Here is a 15258-nt window from a genome sequence, read left to right as displayed (position 1 = left end):
ACCCCACGGGTTTTCCACAGTCCGACATATTGACTGCCATCGCTGCACCCGTTTTGTGCCATGCCGCAAGGAGAATCACGCAATGACGCGTCCCGCCAGAATCCTCGTCTGGACCCTCGCCACCCTGCTCACCCTGCTGGCGATTCTGGTGGTGGTGATCGCTACCTTCGACTGGAACCGCGTAAAACCCCTGCTCAACGAAAAGGTTTCCGAGGCCCTGCACCGGCCCTTCGCAATCAACGGCAACCTGGCCCTTCACTGGCGGACTGAGCCTGAAGAGGGCGGCTGGCGTGCCTGGGTACCATGGCCGCATTTCACCGCCGAGGACCTGACCCTGGGCAACCCGGACTGGCTCAAGGAGCCGAAGATGGTCGGCCTGGAGCGCGTGGAGTTTCGCCTGGCGCCGTTGCCGCTGCTGTTCCAGCAGATCAGCATCCCGCGCATCGACCTGACCAAGCCCACTGCCAGCCTCACTCGCCTGGCCGATGGCCGTGCCAACTGGACGTTCGACTTCGGCCCCAAGGATGAAAACGCAGAACCGTCCAAATGGCAGCTGGATATCGGTGCGATCGGTTTCGACCAGGGGAATGTCAGCTTCGACGACCAGACCCTGAAAACCAGCATGAAGGTGCAGATCGACCCGCTGGGCAAGCCGATCCCGTTCAGCGACATTGTCGGCAAGGCCAGCGCCGAGAAGGCCGGCGGTGCACAGGACTACGCCTTCGGGCTCAAGGCCCAAGGCCGCTACAAAGGTCAGCCGGTGTCCGGCACCGGCAAGATCGGCGGCCTGCTGGCCCTGCAGGACGCCAGCCAGCCTTTTCCGCTGCAAGCCGACGTGCGCATCGCCGACACCCATGTAGTGCTCGCCGGCACCCTGACCGACCCGCGCAACCTCGGCGCGCTCGATCTGCGCCTGCGCCTGTCCGGTGCCAGCCTGGGCAACCTTTACCCATTGACCGGGGTAACTCTGCCAGACACCCCGGCCTACTCGACCGACGGTCGTCTCAGCGCCAACCTGCATGCGCCGCAAGGCGCAACGTTCAACTACCAGGGCTTCAACGGCAAGATCGGTGACAGCGACATCCACGGTGACCTGGCCTTCGTCGCCAGCCAGCCACGGCCCAAGCTGTCCGGCAACCTGGTGTCCAACCAGTTGCTGTTCAAGGACCTGGCGCCACTTATCGGCGCCGACTCCAACGCCGAGCAGAAGGCCCGTGGTGGTGCCAGCAAGCAGCCAACGGGCAAGGTGCTGCCGGTTGAAGAATTCCGCACAGAGCGCTGGCGCGCGATGGACGCCGATGTCACCTTTGCCGGCAAGCGCATCGTGCACAGCACGCAACTGCCGTTCAACGACCTTTCGGCCCACGTGATGCTTGAAGACGGCCTGCTGCGCCTGGAGCCCCTGCGTTTTGGCGTGGCGGGCGGCAACCTGGCCTCCAAAATCCGCCTGGACGGTCGCAGCGTGCCTTTGCAGGGCCGCGCCCAATTGACTGCCCGGGGCTTTAAGCTCAAGCAGCTGTTCCCCACTTTCGCGCCGATGCAGACCAGCTTTGGCGAGCTGAACGGCGATGCCGACATCAGCGGCCGCGGCAATTCGGTGGCGGCCTTGCTGGGGACGGCCAATGGCGACCTGCGCATGCTGATCAACGATGGCGCGATCAGCCGCAGCCTGATGGAGATCGCCGGCTTGAACGTGGGCAACTATGTGGTCGGCAAGCTGTTTGGTGATGAGGATGTGAAGATCAATTGCGCAGCGGCCGATGTCGGGCTCAAGGACGGCCTGGCGACTACGCGGCTGTTCATCTTCGACACTGAGAACGCGATCATCTACATCAACGGCACCGCCAACTTCGCCAGCGAGCGGCTGGACTTGAAGATCACTCCGGAATCGAAAGGGCTGCGTCTGTTCTCGCTGCGTTCGCCGCTGTATGTGCGTGGGCCGTTTGCCAAGCCCAATGCCGGCGTGCAGGCGTTGCCGCTGGCACTGCGCGGGGCGGGAATGGTGGCTCTGGGGGTGGTGGCCGGGCCGGCGGCGGGGTTGTTGGCGCTGATTGCGCCCAGCAGCGGGGATGATCCCAACCAGTGCACGCCGCTGTTGCAGCAGATGAAGGCGGGCAAGGCGCCGGCTGAAGTGAAAGGCAAGAAGTGATGGGGGCCGCGTTGCGGCCCATTCGCGGCGCAAGGCCGCTCCTACAAGGGATCGCCTACCCCTGTAGGAGCGGCCTTGTGCCGCGAATGGGCTGCAAACCAGCCCCTTGCGATTACAGCCCTTGCAGCAGGTCGGACATGTCGTCCGCGTGCTCTTCTTCCTGGGCCAGGATGTCTTCGAAGATGCGTCGGGTGGTCGGGTCCTTGTCGCCGATGTACTGGATGATCTCGCGGTAGCTGTCAATGGCAATCCGCTCAGCCACCAGGTCTTCCAGCACCATCTCCTTCAACGAATTACCCGCCACGTACTGGGCATGGGAGTTTTTTGTCAGGTTATCGGGGTTGAAATCCGGCTCGCCGCCCAGCTGGACGATGCGCTCGGCCAGCTTGTCGGCATGTTCGGCTTCCTGGTTTGCATGCTCCAGAAATTCCTCGGCAGCCACGCTGGCCTTGATGCCACTCGCCATGAAGTAGTGGCGTTTATAGCGCAGCACGCACACCAGCTCGGTGGCCAGCGATTCATTCAGCAGGCGCAGGATTTCCTGACGGTCGGCGTGGTAACCCTCGGTCACCGCGCCTTGCTCCACATGCTGGCGGGCACGTTCGCGCAGGGTTTTCACATCGGTCAGTTCAACGTTGCTCATGTTTATCTCCAGGCGGATCAGGGTCAGGGTGGGGACGCAGGCTTACGCGCCGGGGACGGCGTCGCTGTCCTCTTGGCGTTGTTTACAGGTCTTGAACCCTTTGGCATCGACGTGGCCGGTGGCATCGAAGCGCACGTAGTAGGGCTGTTGCTTGCCGTCACGGTTGAGGATGTAGTCGTTGCAGGTACCCCCGTGCGGCAGGTCGATCACGTTCGACGGGCTGCCGCCGATGGCGATGACCTTCTGCATGGTCATGCCGTGCTCCACCTGTTTGACCAGCGGTTCGTCGCGGTAGGTGACGTAGTCCACCGGGTTTTCCGGGCGGCTGCCGCAGGCGGCCAGGGTGGCGCTTGCCAGAAGGATTGCCAGGGTCTGCTTGTACATGGTCCCGCTCCTTGCAAAGGGTCTGTGTGGTTTGGAACCACAGCGCGCGCCGGGAGTTCGATTGCGATGGTCATGATTGGCGCTGTAGTGTTGGCCGGTCGTCCACGGAAAGGGGCTGGGGCAATGCAGCAGGAATTGGCCACGCGATACCCGTTGGTGCTGGTCCCGGGCATGCTCGGGTTTGTCCGGCTAGTGCTCTACCCCTACTGGTTCGGCATCGTGCCTGCCCTGCGCAAGGGCGGGGCGCAGGTGTTCCCGGTGCAGGTTTCGCCGCTGCATTCCAGCGAGGTGCGCGGCGAGCAGTTGCTGGCGATCATCGAAGACATCTGCCAGCGCACCGGCGCCGACAAGGTCAACCTCATCGGCCACAGCCAGGGTGCACTGAGCGCCCGTTACGCAGCGGCCAAGCGGCCTGGTCGGGTGGCTTCGGTCACCTCGGTGGCCGGCCCCAATCACGGCTCGGAACTGGCCGACCACCTTGAGCGCACGGCACCGGGCCATTCACCCCAGGGGCGTATCCTGAAGGCCGTGCTGCATGGCTTTGCCGTGTTGCTGGTGTGGCTGGAAACCGGCTGGCGCCGCGACCCGCTGCCGGTTGATGTGCATGCCTCGCATCAGGCACTGACCAGCGCCGGGGTCGCGCTGTTCAACCAGGCTTATCCACAGGGCCTGCCGAACACCTGGGGCGGGGAAGGGGCCTATGAGGTCAATGGCGTGCGCTACTACTCGTGGTCCGGCACGTTGCAGCCCGGGTTGACTGACCAGGGACGCAACCGCTTTGACGGCAGCAACCGCTTCTGCCGCCTGTTCGCGCGCAGCTTCGTCAAGGAAAAGGGCCAGTGCGACGGCATGGTCGGGCGTTTCAGTTCGCACCTGGGGCAGGTGATCGGCGATGACTATCCACTTGATCACCTGGATATCGTCAACCAGTCGCTCGGCGCCGTGGGCAAGGGCGCCGAGCCGGTGCGGCTGTTCACCGAGCACGCAGCCCGGCTCAAGGCAGCCGGGCTTTAGCGGCGTATCGGCGTGGTCCAGCGCTCAGCCAGCACCACACCGACCAGGGTCAGCACGCCGCCGACCAAGTGGTAACTGGCCAGTTGCTCGTCCAGCACCACGGCGGCGATCAGTGCGGTGACCAGCGGCAGCAGGTTGAAAAACAGCGTGGTGCGGCTTGGGCCCAGGCGGTGCACGGCCTGCATCCACAGCAGCGGCGCGATCATCGAAGCCAGCACGCAGGCGTACAGCACCAGGCCGATGTTATGGCTGTGCAGGCCCGTCTTTTCCGACAGCAGGTACAGCGGCAGCAGCACCACGATTGCCACCAGCACCTGCAAGTACAGCAATTGCAGCGGTGGCAGGCGCAACTGCCATTTCTTCAGCAGGAAGCTGTACAGCGCGTAGGCCAGTGTGGCCACCAGCATCAACAGGTCGCCGCCGTTCAGGCCCTGTTCCAGCAGGCTGGCGGGGTGGCCGGCACTGACCACTTCCAGCACGCCGAAAAATGACACCACCGCGCCCAGAAGGGCGCCGTAGCTCAGGCGCTGGCCCAGCCAGGCGATGGACAGCGCCAGCGACATCAGCGGCATCAGCGAGAGGATGATGCCCATGTTGGTGGCGCTGGTGATGCCGGCGGCGAAGTAGGCCAGGCTCTGGTACATCGCCATGCCCAGCACGCCCAGCACGAACACTTTGCCCAGGTGCGGGCGAATGGCTGCGCGGTTGCGCCACACGGCGGGCAACAGGAACGGCGTGAACAGCAAGCCGGCCAGCAGCCAGCGGTAGAAGCCGATTTCGGCAGGGTGGATGGCGCCAGCGGACATCTTGGTGACCACGGTGTTGCCGGCCCAGATGAGGATGGCGGTGAGGGGGAAAAGGTAATTCATGTAGCGGGTTACTCATTGGGCCCTCGATAGGGCTGTATTATCGAGTGTCTGTCAATAAGCCTATACTCCTATCCAGACAACCCACCCCGCAAAGCAGACAGCATGCCGCGCAAACTCCTCGATATCCCCCAGTTCACCCAACTGCCGGCCCCGGTGTACTTCCGCCACGACGAGTTCGTTGCCGACACCCACAGCGCCGTGCACTGCCACGCCTGGGGCCAGCTCAACTACTCCGCTCACGGCGTGATGCACCTGGATGTGGCCGGCCAGCGTTTCCTGTCGCCGCCGCAATACGCTGTTTGGGTACCGCCCGACACCGCGCATGGCTGCTACAACCCGCAGGCCATCGTCTACCGCTCCATCTATCTCGACCGCAGCCTGTGCACAGCCCTGCCGCAGCAACCGTGCAGCCTGATGATCAGCGATATCCTCAAGGCCATCCTTGGCGACTTCGCCCGGCGTGACCTGAAGGTAGCCGAGGACGAGCGCGACCAGCGCCTGGTGCAGGTACTGCTCGACCAGTTGCTGCTGGCGCCCACCCAGGCCTGCTACCTGCCGTTTGCCCACAGCGATGGCCTGCGCCAGGTACTCGACGGCCTTGGTGCCGAGCCCGGTGACAATCGCCCGCTGGCCGATTGGGCCGCCCGTGTGCATGTCAGCGAACGCACCCTGGCCCGCCAGTTCTTGCGCGAACTGGGCATCAGTTTTGGCGAATGGCGCCTGCGCCTGCGTTTTCTGCGGGCCATCGAAGCGCTGGAGGCTGGCCTGCCGATTCAGGCCATTGCTTTCGACCTTGGCTACAGCAGCGCGTCGGCGTTCATCGCCATGTTCCAGCGCCAGGCCCAGTGCACCCCCGAGCAGTACCGTCGGCAGGCACGGGCGGGGCGCTGAAATTCTTGGCTACACTCAGCTCGACCCCCGTGCGTCGGGCACGGAGCCAAGGAGATCACTCCATGAAAGTGCTGCAAATTCCATTGCTGGCGTTGGCGGTGTTGTTCAGCGCCCAAGGCTTCGCGGCCAATACCGCGCAGCAGGAAAAAATGAAAACCTGCAACGCCGACGCCACCACCAAAGCCCTGAAGGGCGATGAACGCAAAGCCTTCATGAGCACCTGCCTGAAGAAGGACGTGCCACAAACCCAGCAGGAGAAGATGAAGACCTGCAACGCCGACGCCACCACCAAAGCCCTGAAGGGTGACGAGCGCAAGGCGTACATGAGCGACTGCCTGAAGAAGAAATGACCTGCGCCTATGCCTGCGCCGCCAAGGCTGGCAGACTGCGGGCATTCCCGCTGTCTGCCGTCGAGGCTGTATGACCTTTACCCCCCGTCAGATCACTCTGGCCAGCCTGATCATCGTCATGGCGGGCCTGCTGCTGGCTTTGCCCCTGAAGTTGTTGCCCAGCCTGCTGGCCGGCCTGCTGGTGTTCGAACTGGTCAACATGCTGACCCCGCGCCTGCAACCGCTACTGGCCGGCCAACGCGCGCGCTGGCTGGCCGTAGCGCTGCTCGGTACGCTGGTGGTCATTACCTTGACGCTGTTGATTGCCGGTGCCTTCAGCTTTTTGTTGCACGAGGCGGAAAACCCCGGCGCCTCGCTGGACAAGTTCATGGCCCTGGTGGAGCGTGCCCGCGGTCAGCTGCCGCCCTTCATCGAGGGCTACCTGCCCGCTAGTGCCGCTGAGTTCAAGGTGGCCATCGGTGACTGGATCAAGAGCCACCTGAGCGACCTGCAACTGGTGGGCAAGGGCATGGCGCACATGTTCGTGACGCTGCTGATCGGCATGATCCTCGGCGCGATCATCGCCTTGCAGCGCATCCCCGATGTTTCCCGGCGCAAGCCGCTGGCGGCAGCGCTGTTCGAACGGTTGAACCTGCTGGTGAAGGCGTTTCGCAACATCGTGTTCGCGCAAATCAAGATCTCGCTGCTCAACACGGCCTTTACCGGCATCTTCCTCGCGGTGGTGATGCCGCTGTTCGGCGTGCACCTGCCGCTGACCAAGACGCTGATCGTGCTGACCTTCCTGCTGGGCTTGCTGCCGGTGATCGGCAACCTGATGTCCAACACCCTGATCACCATTGTCGGCCTGTCGCTGTCGATCTGGGTGGCGGCGGCAGCGCTGGGTTACCTGATCGTCATCCACAAGGTCGAGTACTTCCTCAACGCGCGGATCGTTGGCGGGCAGATCAGTGCCAAGGCCTGGGAACTGCTGCTGGCGATGCTGGTGTTCGAGGCGGCATTCGGGCTGCCGGGGGTGGTGGCGGGGCCGATCTACTATGCCTACCTCAAGAGCGAGCTGAAGCGCGAAGAGCTGGTCTGATTCTTCATTAGCCTGTAGCGGCCTCTTCGCGGGTAAACCCGCTCCCACAGGTACTGCACAAGTCTCAAGTACTGTGCGATCCCTGTGGGAGCGGGTTTACCCGCGAAGAGGCCAGTCCAGGCCATAGAGATGAATCAGGCTGCGCCGTAACGCTTGCGGGCTTCGATGGCCAGGCCGCTACCAATGCTGCCAAAGATGTTGCCTTCCACATGCCGCGCATTCGGCAACATCGCCGACACACTGTTGCGCAGCGCCGGAATGCCGCTGGAACCGCCCGTGAAGAACACGGTGTCAACCTGGCTTTCGCTCACGCCAGCCTTGGCCAGCAGCTCGGTCACACTGCCGCGCACGCGCTCCAGCAGGCCTTCGATCGCCTCTTCGAACAGCGCACGGGTCAGCGCTGCGGTCAGTTCGGGCTCGACACGGCGCAGGTCGATGTGGCGGCTGTCTTGCTCGGTCAGCTCGATCTTGCTGGCCTCCACTTCCATCGCCAGCCAGTGCCCGGCGCGCTGCTCGATCAGCTTGAACAGGCGGTCGATGCCGAAACTGTCCTCGATGTCATAGCGCATGCTGCCCAGCGCCAGCTGCGACTTCTGCGAGTACAGGGCGTTGATGGTGTGCCAGGTGGCCAGGTTAAGGTGGTAGCTGGTGGGCATCAGCGCGCCGCTTTTCATGCGGCTGCCGTAGCCGAACAGCGGCATCACGCCTTGCAGGCTCAGCTGCTTGTCGAAGTCGGTACCGCCGATGTGCACGCCGCCGGTCGCGAGAATGTCGCTTTGGCGCTCGGCGATCAGGTGGCGCTCGGGCGACAGGCGGATCAACGTGAAGTCCGAAGTACCACCACCGATGTCGACGATCAGCACCAGTTCTTCACGGCTGATGCCCGACTCGTAGTCGAAGGCCGCGGCAATCGGCTCGTACTGGAACGACACATCCTTGAAGCCGATCTTGCGCGCCACGTCGGCCAGGGTGTCCTCGGCCTCCTGGTCGGCAGCCGGGTCTTCGTCGACGAAGAACACCGGGCGGCCCAGCACCACCTGGTCGAATTCGCGGCCAGCGGCGGTTTCGGCGCGCTTTTTCAGCTCACCGATGAACATGCCCAGCAGGTCCTTGAACGGCAGGGCACTGCCCAGCACGCTGGTGTCGTGCTTGATCAGCTTGGAGCCCAGCAGGCTCTTCAGCGAGCGCATCAGGCGGCCTTCGTAGCCTTCCAGGTATTCGTGCAGTGCCAGGCGGCCATACACCGGGCGCCGCTCTTCGATATTGAAGAACACCACCGAGGGCAAGGTGATCTTGCCGTCTTCCAGGGCAATCAGCGACTCCACGCCAGGGCGGTGCCAGCCGACCGTGGAGTTGGAGGTGCCAAAGTCGATGCCCAGGGCGCGGGCCGGGGATACGTCAGACATGGGAAATCAGCTTCCGGAAGGAAAACGGCCGCGCAGTTTATGCCACTTGGCTACAGAATCAAGACCAGTCGTCTGCCATGGCGCAAACCCAAGGCGGTCTTGAAAGGCTATGCTTGACCCCTATCTTCTGTTGCAACACGCACATTCACATTGGTGATCCACAGATGGACTTCAAAGACTATTACAAGATACTCGGCGTAGAGCCCACGGCGGACGAGAAGGCGATCAAGGCCGCGTACCGCAAGCTTGCGCGCAAGTATCACCCCGATGTCAGCAAGGAGCGCGACGCCGAGGACAAGTTCAAGGAGGCCAACGAGGCCTACGAAGTGCTGGGCGACGCGCAAAAACGTGCCGAGTTCGACGAAATTCGCAAGTACGGCGGCCAACATGGCCGGCCGTTCCAGGCACCACCGGGCTGGGAGAGCCGTGGCGGTGGCGGCGGCTTCGAGGGCGGCGACTTCTCCGACTTCTTCAGTTCGGTCTTCGGTGGGCGGGGTGGCAACCCCTTCGGTGGTGCCCGGCAGCAGCAACGCAGTGCCGGCAGGCGAGGGCAGGATGTGGAGCTTGAACTGGCTGTGTTCCTTGAAGAGACCCTGAGCAAGGAGTCCAAGCAGATCAGCTTCCAGGTGCCGCAAACCAATGCCTTGGGCCAACGCACCGGCTTCACCACCAAGACCCTGAACGTGAAGATCCCGGCCGGTGTGACCGACGGTGAGCGTATCCGCCTCAAGGGCCAGGGCGCGCCGGGCAGCGGTGGTGGGGCCAATGGTGACCTGTTCCTGACCATCCGCATGGCACCGCACCCGCTGTTCGATGTCGAAGGACATGACCTGATCATCACTGTGCCGCTGGCACCGTGGGAGGCGGCGCTGGGCACCAAGGTTGCGGTGCCGACCCTGGAAGGCAAGATCAACCTGACCATCCGCCCCGACAGCCAGAGCGGCCAGCGCCTGCGTGTACCGGGCAAGGGCCTGGCGAACAAGAGCGGTGAGCGCGGCAACCTTTATGCGCAACTGAAAGTGGTCATGCCGCCGACCTCCGACGAGGCTGCCCGCGAACTGTGGACCAAGCTTTCCGAGAAAGCGGCGTTCAACCCGAGGACACAATGGAGTAAGTGATCATGAGCAGCACCCTGATCGTTCAACTGGACATGCGTACCTTGTGTCAGGAAGCCGATGTCACGGCGGACTGCGTGATCGAGATCGTCGAACACGGCATTGTCGAACCCTCCGGGCGAACGCCTGAGGACTGGTTGTTCGACGATCAGGCGCCGTTGGTGGCCAAGCGCGCGGCGAAGCTGCACCAGGAGCTGGAACTGGAGTGGGAAGGGGTGGCGCTGGCGCTGGAGTTGTTGCAGGAAGTGCAGCAGTTGCGCAGCGAGAACACCATGCTGCGCCAGCGGCTGGGCAGGTTTACCCAGATGTAAGGTTTGCAGGCCCTGCCTCTTCGCGGGTAAACCCGCTCCCACAGAGATCCCACATTGCCCAAGACATGTGAGGTCCCTGTGGGAGCGGGTTTACCCGCGAAGAGGCCAGCACAGCCGACATCAATTTCAGGTCGGTTCGGCTCCGGGGTTCAGCACCAGCTGCATGAAGGTCAGGTCCAGCCAGCGGCCAAACTTCACCCCCACCTGCGGCATCTGCCCGGTCACCACGAAGCCCAGCCGCTCATGCAGGCGCACCGACGCCGCATTGCCACTCTCGATGGCCGCCACCATCACATGCTTGCCACACCCGCGCGCACGCTCCACCAGCGCTGCCATCAACACCGGCCCCAGCCCTTTGCCACGCTGGTCTGCGCGGATATACACCGAGTGCTCAACGGTGTTACGAAACCCTTCAAACGGCCGCCAGTCGCCAAACGAGGCATACCCCAGTACACCCGTCTCATCCACTGCCACCAGAATGGGATACCCCTGCTGCGCCCGCGCTTCAAACCAGGCCTGACGGTTACCGAGGTCAACCGGCGTTTCGTTCCAGATCGCCGTGGTGTTGCGCACCGCGTCGTTGTAGATGTCGAGGATGCCCGGCACGTCGGTGGGCAGGGCGTCGCGGATTTCGTAACTCATGACAGCGTCTCGCAGGGTCGTTGCTCGCAGATTAAATGGTTACCAGCCCGCGCACACCTTCGGCTTGCATGTTTTCGCCGCGGCCATGTTGCACGATCTCGCCACGGGCCATGACCAGGTACTGGTCGGCCAGTTCTTCGGCAAAGTCGTAGAACTGCTCCACCAGCAGGATCGCCATGTCGCCACGCTGGGCTAGGCGGCGGATGACCGCGCCGATCTCCTTGATCACCGAGGGCTGGATACCTTCGGTGGGCTCGTCGAGAATCAGCAGCCGTGGGCGGCTGGCCAGGGCGCGGCCGATGGCCAGCTGTTGCTGCTGGCCACCAGACAAGTCGCCGCCGCGGCGCTGCTTCATTTGCTCCAGCACCGGGAACAGTTCGTAGATGAAGGCAGGGACTTCGCGGGCTTCACGGGCCGGGAAGCGTGACAGGCCCATCAGCAGGTTTTCCTCGACGGTAAGGCGCGGGAAAATTTCGCGGCCCTGGGGTACATAGGCGATCCCGGCCTGGACCCGTTGCTGCGGTTTGAGGCTGGTGATGGTTTTGCCTTCCCATTCGATGCTGCCGTCACGGGCGGGTACCAGGCCCATCAGGCAGCGCAGCAGGGTGGTCTTGCCCACGCCATTGCGGCCCAGCAGGCAGGTGACTTCGCCGACCTTGGCTTCGAAGGACAGGCCGCGCAGGATATGGCTGCCGCCGTAGTACTGGTGCAGGGAGTCGATCTTGAGCATGTGAGTGTTCCTGAAAGAGTTACTGTGCCTGTGCTGGCCCGTTCGCGGGATTGCCCGCTCCCACAGGCGAAGCGCAAGCCTCAGGCCCTGTGGAGCTCTTGTGGGAGCTGGCTTGCCGGCGATAGGGCCGCTACAGGCGTCAATGTCTAGCGGCCCAGATACACCTCGACCACCCGCTCATCTGCCTGCACCTGCTCCAGCGACCCTTCTGCAAGCACACTGCCCTGGTGCAGCACGGTCACATGGTCGGCAATGCTGCCGACAAAGCCCATGTCATGCTCCACCACCATCAGCGAATGCTTGCCAGCCAGGCCTTTGAACAGCTCGGCGGTAAACTCGGTCTCGGCGTCGGTCATGCCGGCCACTGGCTCATCCAGCAGCAGCAATTGCGGCTCTTGCACCAGCAACATGCCGATTTCCAGAAACTGCTTCTGCCCGTGCGACAGCAAGCCGGCCTGGCGCTGGGCCAGGGGCAGCAGGCGCAAGGTGGTCAGCACTTCTTCGATGCGCTGGCGCTGCTCGCCACCCAGGCGCGCGGCCAGGCTGGCCCACACCGACTTGTCGGTCTTCAGCGCCAGCTCCAGGTTTTCGAACACCGTCAGTGCCTCGAACACCGTGGGCTTCTGGAACTTGCGGCCAATGCCGGCCTGGGCGATCTGGTATTCGCTCATGCGGGTCAGGTCGAGGGTGTCGCCAAAGTAGGCGCTGCCAGTGTCGGGGCGGGTCTTGCCGGTGATCACGTCCATCATCGTGGTCTTGCCGGCGCCGTTGGGGCCGATGATGCAGCGCAGTTCGCCCACGCCGATGTACAGGTTCAGCCCGTTGAGCGCCTTGAAACCATCGAAGCTGACGCTGATGTCCTCCAGGCTCAGCACTGTGCCGTGACGGGTGTCGAGGCCGGCCTTGCGGCTTTGGCCCAGGCCGATTGCGTCGCGACTGGCGCCGAGGGTGTCGAACACCGGTTCGAGCATGAATTCAGGGTGGACCGGGGGCACGCCTCTCATGGCTGGCTCCTTTTCTTCAACAGGCCGACCACGCCCTTGGGCAGGTACAGGGTGACGAGGATGAACAGCGCGCCAAGGAAGAACAGCCAGAACTCCGGGAAGGCCACGGTGAACCAGCTTTTCATGCCATTGACCAGGCCGGCGCCGAGCAGCGGGCCGATCAGCGTGCCGCGCCCGCCCAAGGCCACCCACACGGCGGCTTCGATGGAGTTGGTCGGCGACATTTCGCTGGGATTGATGATGCCCACCTGCGGCACATACAGCGCGCCCGCCAGGCCGCACAGGACGGCGCTGAGCACCCACACCAGCAACTTGAAGCCGCGTGGGTCGTAGCCGCAGAACATCAGGCGATTCTCGGCGTCGCGCACGGCGGTGAGCAGGCGGCCGAACTTGCTGCGGGTCAGGCGCCAGCACAGGTACAGGCTGGCCAGCAGCAGCCCGACGGTGAGCAGGAACAGCACCGCGCGGGTGCCTTGTGCGGCAATGTCGAAGCCGAGGATGGTGCGAAAGCTGGTGAAGCCGTTGTTACCGCCGAAGCCGGTTTCGTTGCGGAAGAACAGCAACATGCCAGCGAAGGTCAGGGCCTGGGTCATGATCGAGAAGTACACCCCCTTGATCCGCGAGCGGAAGGCGAACCAGCCAAACACCAGTGCCAGCAGCCCAGGCGCCAGCACCACCAGGCACAGGGCCCAGGCAAAATGCTGGGTACCGGCCCAGTACCACGGCAGCTCGGTCCATGACAGGAAAGTCATGAACCCCGGCAGGCCGTCACCGGCCGCCTGGCGCATCAGGTACATGCCCATGGCGTAGCCGCCCAGGGCGAAGAACAGGCCGTGCCCCAGCGACAGCAGGCCGGCATAGCCCCAGACCAGGTCCAGGGCCAGAGCGACGATGGCGTAGCAGAGGATCTTGCCGACCAGGGTAAGGGTGTAGGCCGATACCTGAAGCGCGTGATCCGCCGGGAGCAGCGACAACAGCGGCAGGGCCAGCAACAGCAGCACGACGAGGGCGCCGATGGTCAGGGTCAGGCGCGGCCCGGCCTTTTGCGTAGCGGTGACAAGCAGTGGCTGGTTCATCAGTCGATTACCCGTCCCTTGAGGGCGAACAGGCCTTGCGGGCGCTTCTGGATGAACAGAATGATCAACGCAAGGATGAGGATCTTGCCGAGCACGGCACCGATCTGCGGCTCCAGCAGCTTGTTGGTGATGCCAAGGCCGAACGCGGCCCAGAGGCTGCCGGCCAGCTGCCCGACACCGCCCAGCACCACCACCAGGAATGAGTCGATGATGTAGCTCTGGCCCAGGTCCGGGCCGACGTTGCCGACCTGGCTCAGGGCCACGCCGCCGAGGCCGGCGATGCCAGAGCCCAGGCCAAAGGCGAGCATGTCGACGCGCCCGGTGGACACGCCGCAGCAGGCGGCCATGTTGCGGTTCTGGGTGACTGCGCGCACGTTCAGGCCAAGCCGTGTGCGGTTGAGCAGCAGCCAGGTGAGCAGCACCACGGCCAAGGCGAAGCCGATGATGACCAGGCGGTTGTACGGCAGCACCAGGTTGGGCAGCAGCTGAATGCCACCCGAGAGCCACGCCGGGTTGCTCACCTCGACGTTCTGCGCGCCAAACAGCAGGCGGATGGCCTGAATCAGCATCAGGCTGATGCCCCAGGTCGCCAGCAGGGTTTCCAGCGGGCGGCCGTACAGGTGGCGGATCACGGTGCGTTCCAGCGCCATGCCGACCCCGGCACTCACAGCGAAGGCCACGGGCAGGGCAATCAGCGGGTAGAACTCGATGGCACCCGGGGCGTAGCGCTGCACCAGCACCTGGACCATATAGGTGCTGTAGGCGCCGAGCATCAGCATCTCGCCGTGGGCCATGTTGATCACCCCGAGCAGGCCGAAGGTGATGGCAAGGCCGAGCGCCGCCAGCAGCAGGATCGAGCCCAGCGACAGGCCGCTGAAGGCCTGGCCGAGCAGTTCGCCCACCAGCAGCTTGCGTTTGACCTGGGCCAGGCTGGTTTCGGCAGCGATGCGCACGCCCGGGTCGGCTTCAGCGTCGGGTTGCAGCAGCGCTTCAAGGCGGGTGCGGGCCAGCGGGTCACCGGTTTCGCCCAGCAGGCGCACGGCTGCCAGGCGTACTGCCGGTTCGCTGGCGCCCAGTTGCAGGTTGGCCAGGGCCAGGCCGATGGCGGCGTGCACGGCAGCATCCGGCTCGCTGGCGAAGCGCCGGTCGAGGAAGGCCATTTGCGCGGGTTGTGCGCTTTTTTGCAGTTGCTGGGCGGCGGCCAGGCGCGTTTCGCTGTTGTCGCTGAGCAGCTGGTGGCTGGCCAGGGCGTTGTCGATCAGACCGCGCAGGCGGTTGTTCAGGCGCACCTTGCGGGTGTCGTCAGTGGCAATGCGGCCTTGGCGCAGGTTGTCCAGCAGTGGCAGGCGCGCGGCATCGGGTTGCGCCGCCCAGCTTTCGAGCAGGCGGGCCTGCTCGGCGGGCTTGGCGGTGAGGAAGAATTCGCCCTCGCTGGCCTGGGTGGCCATGGGGAGTAGCAGAAGCAGGGTGAGCAGCATTCTGAGCATGCGGGCAATCCTGGAATACAGTGGTGGATTCTTCGCGGGCTTGCCCGCTCCCACAGGTATTTCACTGGTCCAGAGGGCAGTGGGGACCTGTGGGAGCGGGCAAGCCCGC

16 protein-coding genes are annotated in these 15258 nt (G+C 64.0%); 7 read left to right on the top strand and 9 right to left on the bottom strand.

From position 1 onward, the window contains the following. Positions 1-82: 82 nt before the first annotated feature. Positions 83-2149, top strand: coding sequence for an AsmA family protein (locus WF331_RS02485; protein WP_284363093.1), 2067 nt, complete (start codon positions 83-85; stop codon positions 2147-2149). Between the two features lie 112 nt (positions 2150-2261). Here the strand turns inward: WF331_RS02485 and WF331_RS02480 are convergent, their stop codons facing one another. After that, positions 2262-2792: a ferritin-like domain-containing protein gene (locus tag WF331_RS02480; protein ID WP_049274600.1), complete on the bottom strand. Its 531-nt coding sequence runs from the start codon at positions 2790-2792 to the stop codon at positions 2262-2264. Between the two features lie 42 nt (positions 2793-2834). After that, positions 2835-3176 (bottom strand): osmotically-inducible lipoprotein OsmE, encoded by a 342-nt coding sequence (osmE, locus tag WF331_RS02475; RefSeq protein WP_016501854.1) that lies wholly within the window; start codon positions 3174-3176, stop codon positions 2835-2837. 123 nt (positions 3177-3299) lie between these two features. Here osmE and WF331_RS02470 point away from each other — a divergent pair, with 123 nt between their 5' ends. Then, positions 3300-4190: an esterase/lipase family protein gene (locus WF331_RS02470; protein WP_016501853.1), complete on the top strand. Its 891-nt coding sequence runs from the start codon at positions 3300-3302 to the stop codon at positions 4188-4190. Here the strand turns inward: WF331_RS02470 and WF331_RS02465 are convergent. Beyond that, the gene (locus tag WF331_RS02465; protein ID WP_016501852.1) at positions 4187-5059 is read right to left on the bottom strand and encodes a DMT family transporter; all 873 of its coding nucleotides are present in this window, start codon (positions 5057-5059) and stop codon (positions 4187-4189) included. The genes WF331_RS02470 and WF331_RS02465 overlap by 4 nt on opposite strands. Positions 5060-5161: 102 nt before the next feature. Here WF331_RS02465 and WF331_RS02460 point away from each other — a divergent pair, with 102 nt between their 5' ends. The 3 genes from WF331_RS02460 (at position 5162) to WF331_RS02450 (ending at position 7378) form a co-directional block, all read left to right on the top strand. After that, positions 5162-5950 carry an AraC family transcriptional regulator gene (locus WF331_RS02460; RefSeq protein ID WP_016501851.1) on the top strand — a complete coding sequence of 263 codons (789 nt, stop codon included), beginning with the start codon at positions 5162-5164 and terminating at the stop codon, positions 5948-5950. 62 nt (positions 5951-6012) lie between these two features. Next, entirely contained in the window at positions 6013-6300 is a 288-nt protein-coding gene (locus WF331_RS02455; protein WP_016501850.1) for a PsiF family protein, read from the top strand. A 70-nt stretch (positions 6301-6370) separates the two neighbouring features. After that, a complete protein-coding gene (locus tag WF331_RS02450) occupies positions 6371-7378 on the top strand; it encodes an AI-2E family transporter (protein WP_016501849.1) in 1008 nt (335 codons plus the stop codon). A 134-nt stretch (positions 7379-7512) separates the two neighbouring features. Here the strand turns inward: WF331_RS02450 and WF331_RS02445 are convergent, their stop codons facing one another. Further along, positions 7513-8784: an Hsp70 family protein gene (locus WF331_RS02445; RefSeq protein WP_016501848.1), complete on the bottom strand. Its 1272-nt coding sequence runs from the start codon at positions 8782-8784 to the stop codon at positions 7513-7515. Positions 8785-8948: 164 nt separating this feature from the next. On the opposite strand from WF331_RS02445, the gene cbpA reads away from it, so the two are divergent. Both cbpA and WF331_RS02435 read left to right on the top strand, forming a co-directional pair. Continuing rightward, positions 8949-9902: a curved DNA-binding protein gene (cbpA, locus tag WF331_RS02440; RefSeq protein ID WP_016501847.1), complete on the top strand. Its 954-nt coding sequence runs from the start codon at positions 8949-8951 to the stop codon at positions 9900-9902. A gap of 2 nt (positions 9903-9904) precedes the next feature. Beyond that, positions 9905-10210: a chaperone modulator CbpM gene (locus WF331_RS02435; RefSeq protein ID WP_016501846.1), complete on the top strand. Its 306-nt coding sequence runs from the start codon at positions 9905-9907 to the stop codon at positions 10208-10210. Between the two features lie 126 nt (positions 10211-10336). Here WF331_RS02435 and WF331_RS02430 read toward each other — a convergent pair whose 3' ends face one another. The 5 genes from WF331_RS02430 to urtB all read right to left on the bottom strand — a co-directional run bounded on the left by WF331_RS02430 (position 10337) and on the right by urtB (position 15149). Continuing rightward, positions 10337-10852, bottom strand: coding sequence for a GNAT family N-acetyltransferase (locus WF331_RS02430; protein ID WP_049274598.1), 516 nt, complete (start codon positions 10850-10852; stop codon positions 10337-10339). A gap of 31 nt (positions 10853-10883) precedes the next feature. After that, complete coding sequence (gene urtE, locus WF331_RS02425; protein ID WP_016501844.1) at positions 10884-11582, bottom strand: urea ABC transporter ATP-binding subunit UrtE; 699 nt, start codon at positions 11580-11582, stop codon at positions 10884-10886. Between the two features lie 146 nt (positions 11583-11728). Further along, the gene (urtD, locus tag WF331_RS02420; RefSeq protein ID WP_016501843.1) at positions 11729-12586 is read right to left on the bottom strand and encodes an urea ABC transporter ATP-binding protein UrtD; all 858 of its coding nucleotides are present in this window, start codon (positions 12584-12586) and stop codon (positions 11729-11731) included. Beyond that, complete coding sequence (gene urtC / locus WF331_RS02415) at positions 12583-13662, bottom strand: urea ABC transporter permease subunit UrtC (RefSeq protein ID WP_016501842.1); 1080 nt, start codon at positions 13660-13662, stop codon at positions 12583-12585. Before urtC ends, urtD begins: the two co-directional genes overlap by 4 nt. Beyond that, positions 13662-15149, bottom strand: a complete 1488-nt coding sequence (gene urtB / locus WF331_RS02410; RefSeq protein ID WP_445324368.1) for an urea ABC transporter permease subunit UrtB — start codon at positions 15147-15149, stop codon at positions 13662-13664. The genes urtC and urtB overlap by 1 nt, the downstream gene beginning before the upstream one ends. Positions 15150-15258: the final 109 nt, after the last annotated feature.

Origin of the sequence: Pseudomonas sp. YNh (genome assembly GCF_037993085.1) — a bacterium.
GTDB lineage: Bacteria > Pseudomonadota > Gammaproteobacteria > Pseudomonadales > Pseudomonadaceae > Aquipseudomonas > Aquipseudomonas putida.
This window is presented reverse-complemented; position numbering and strand designations above follow the sequence as displayed.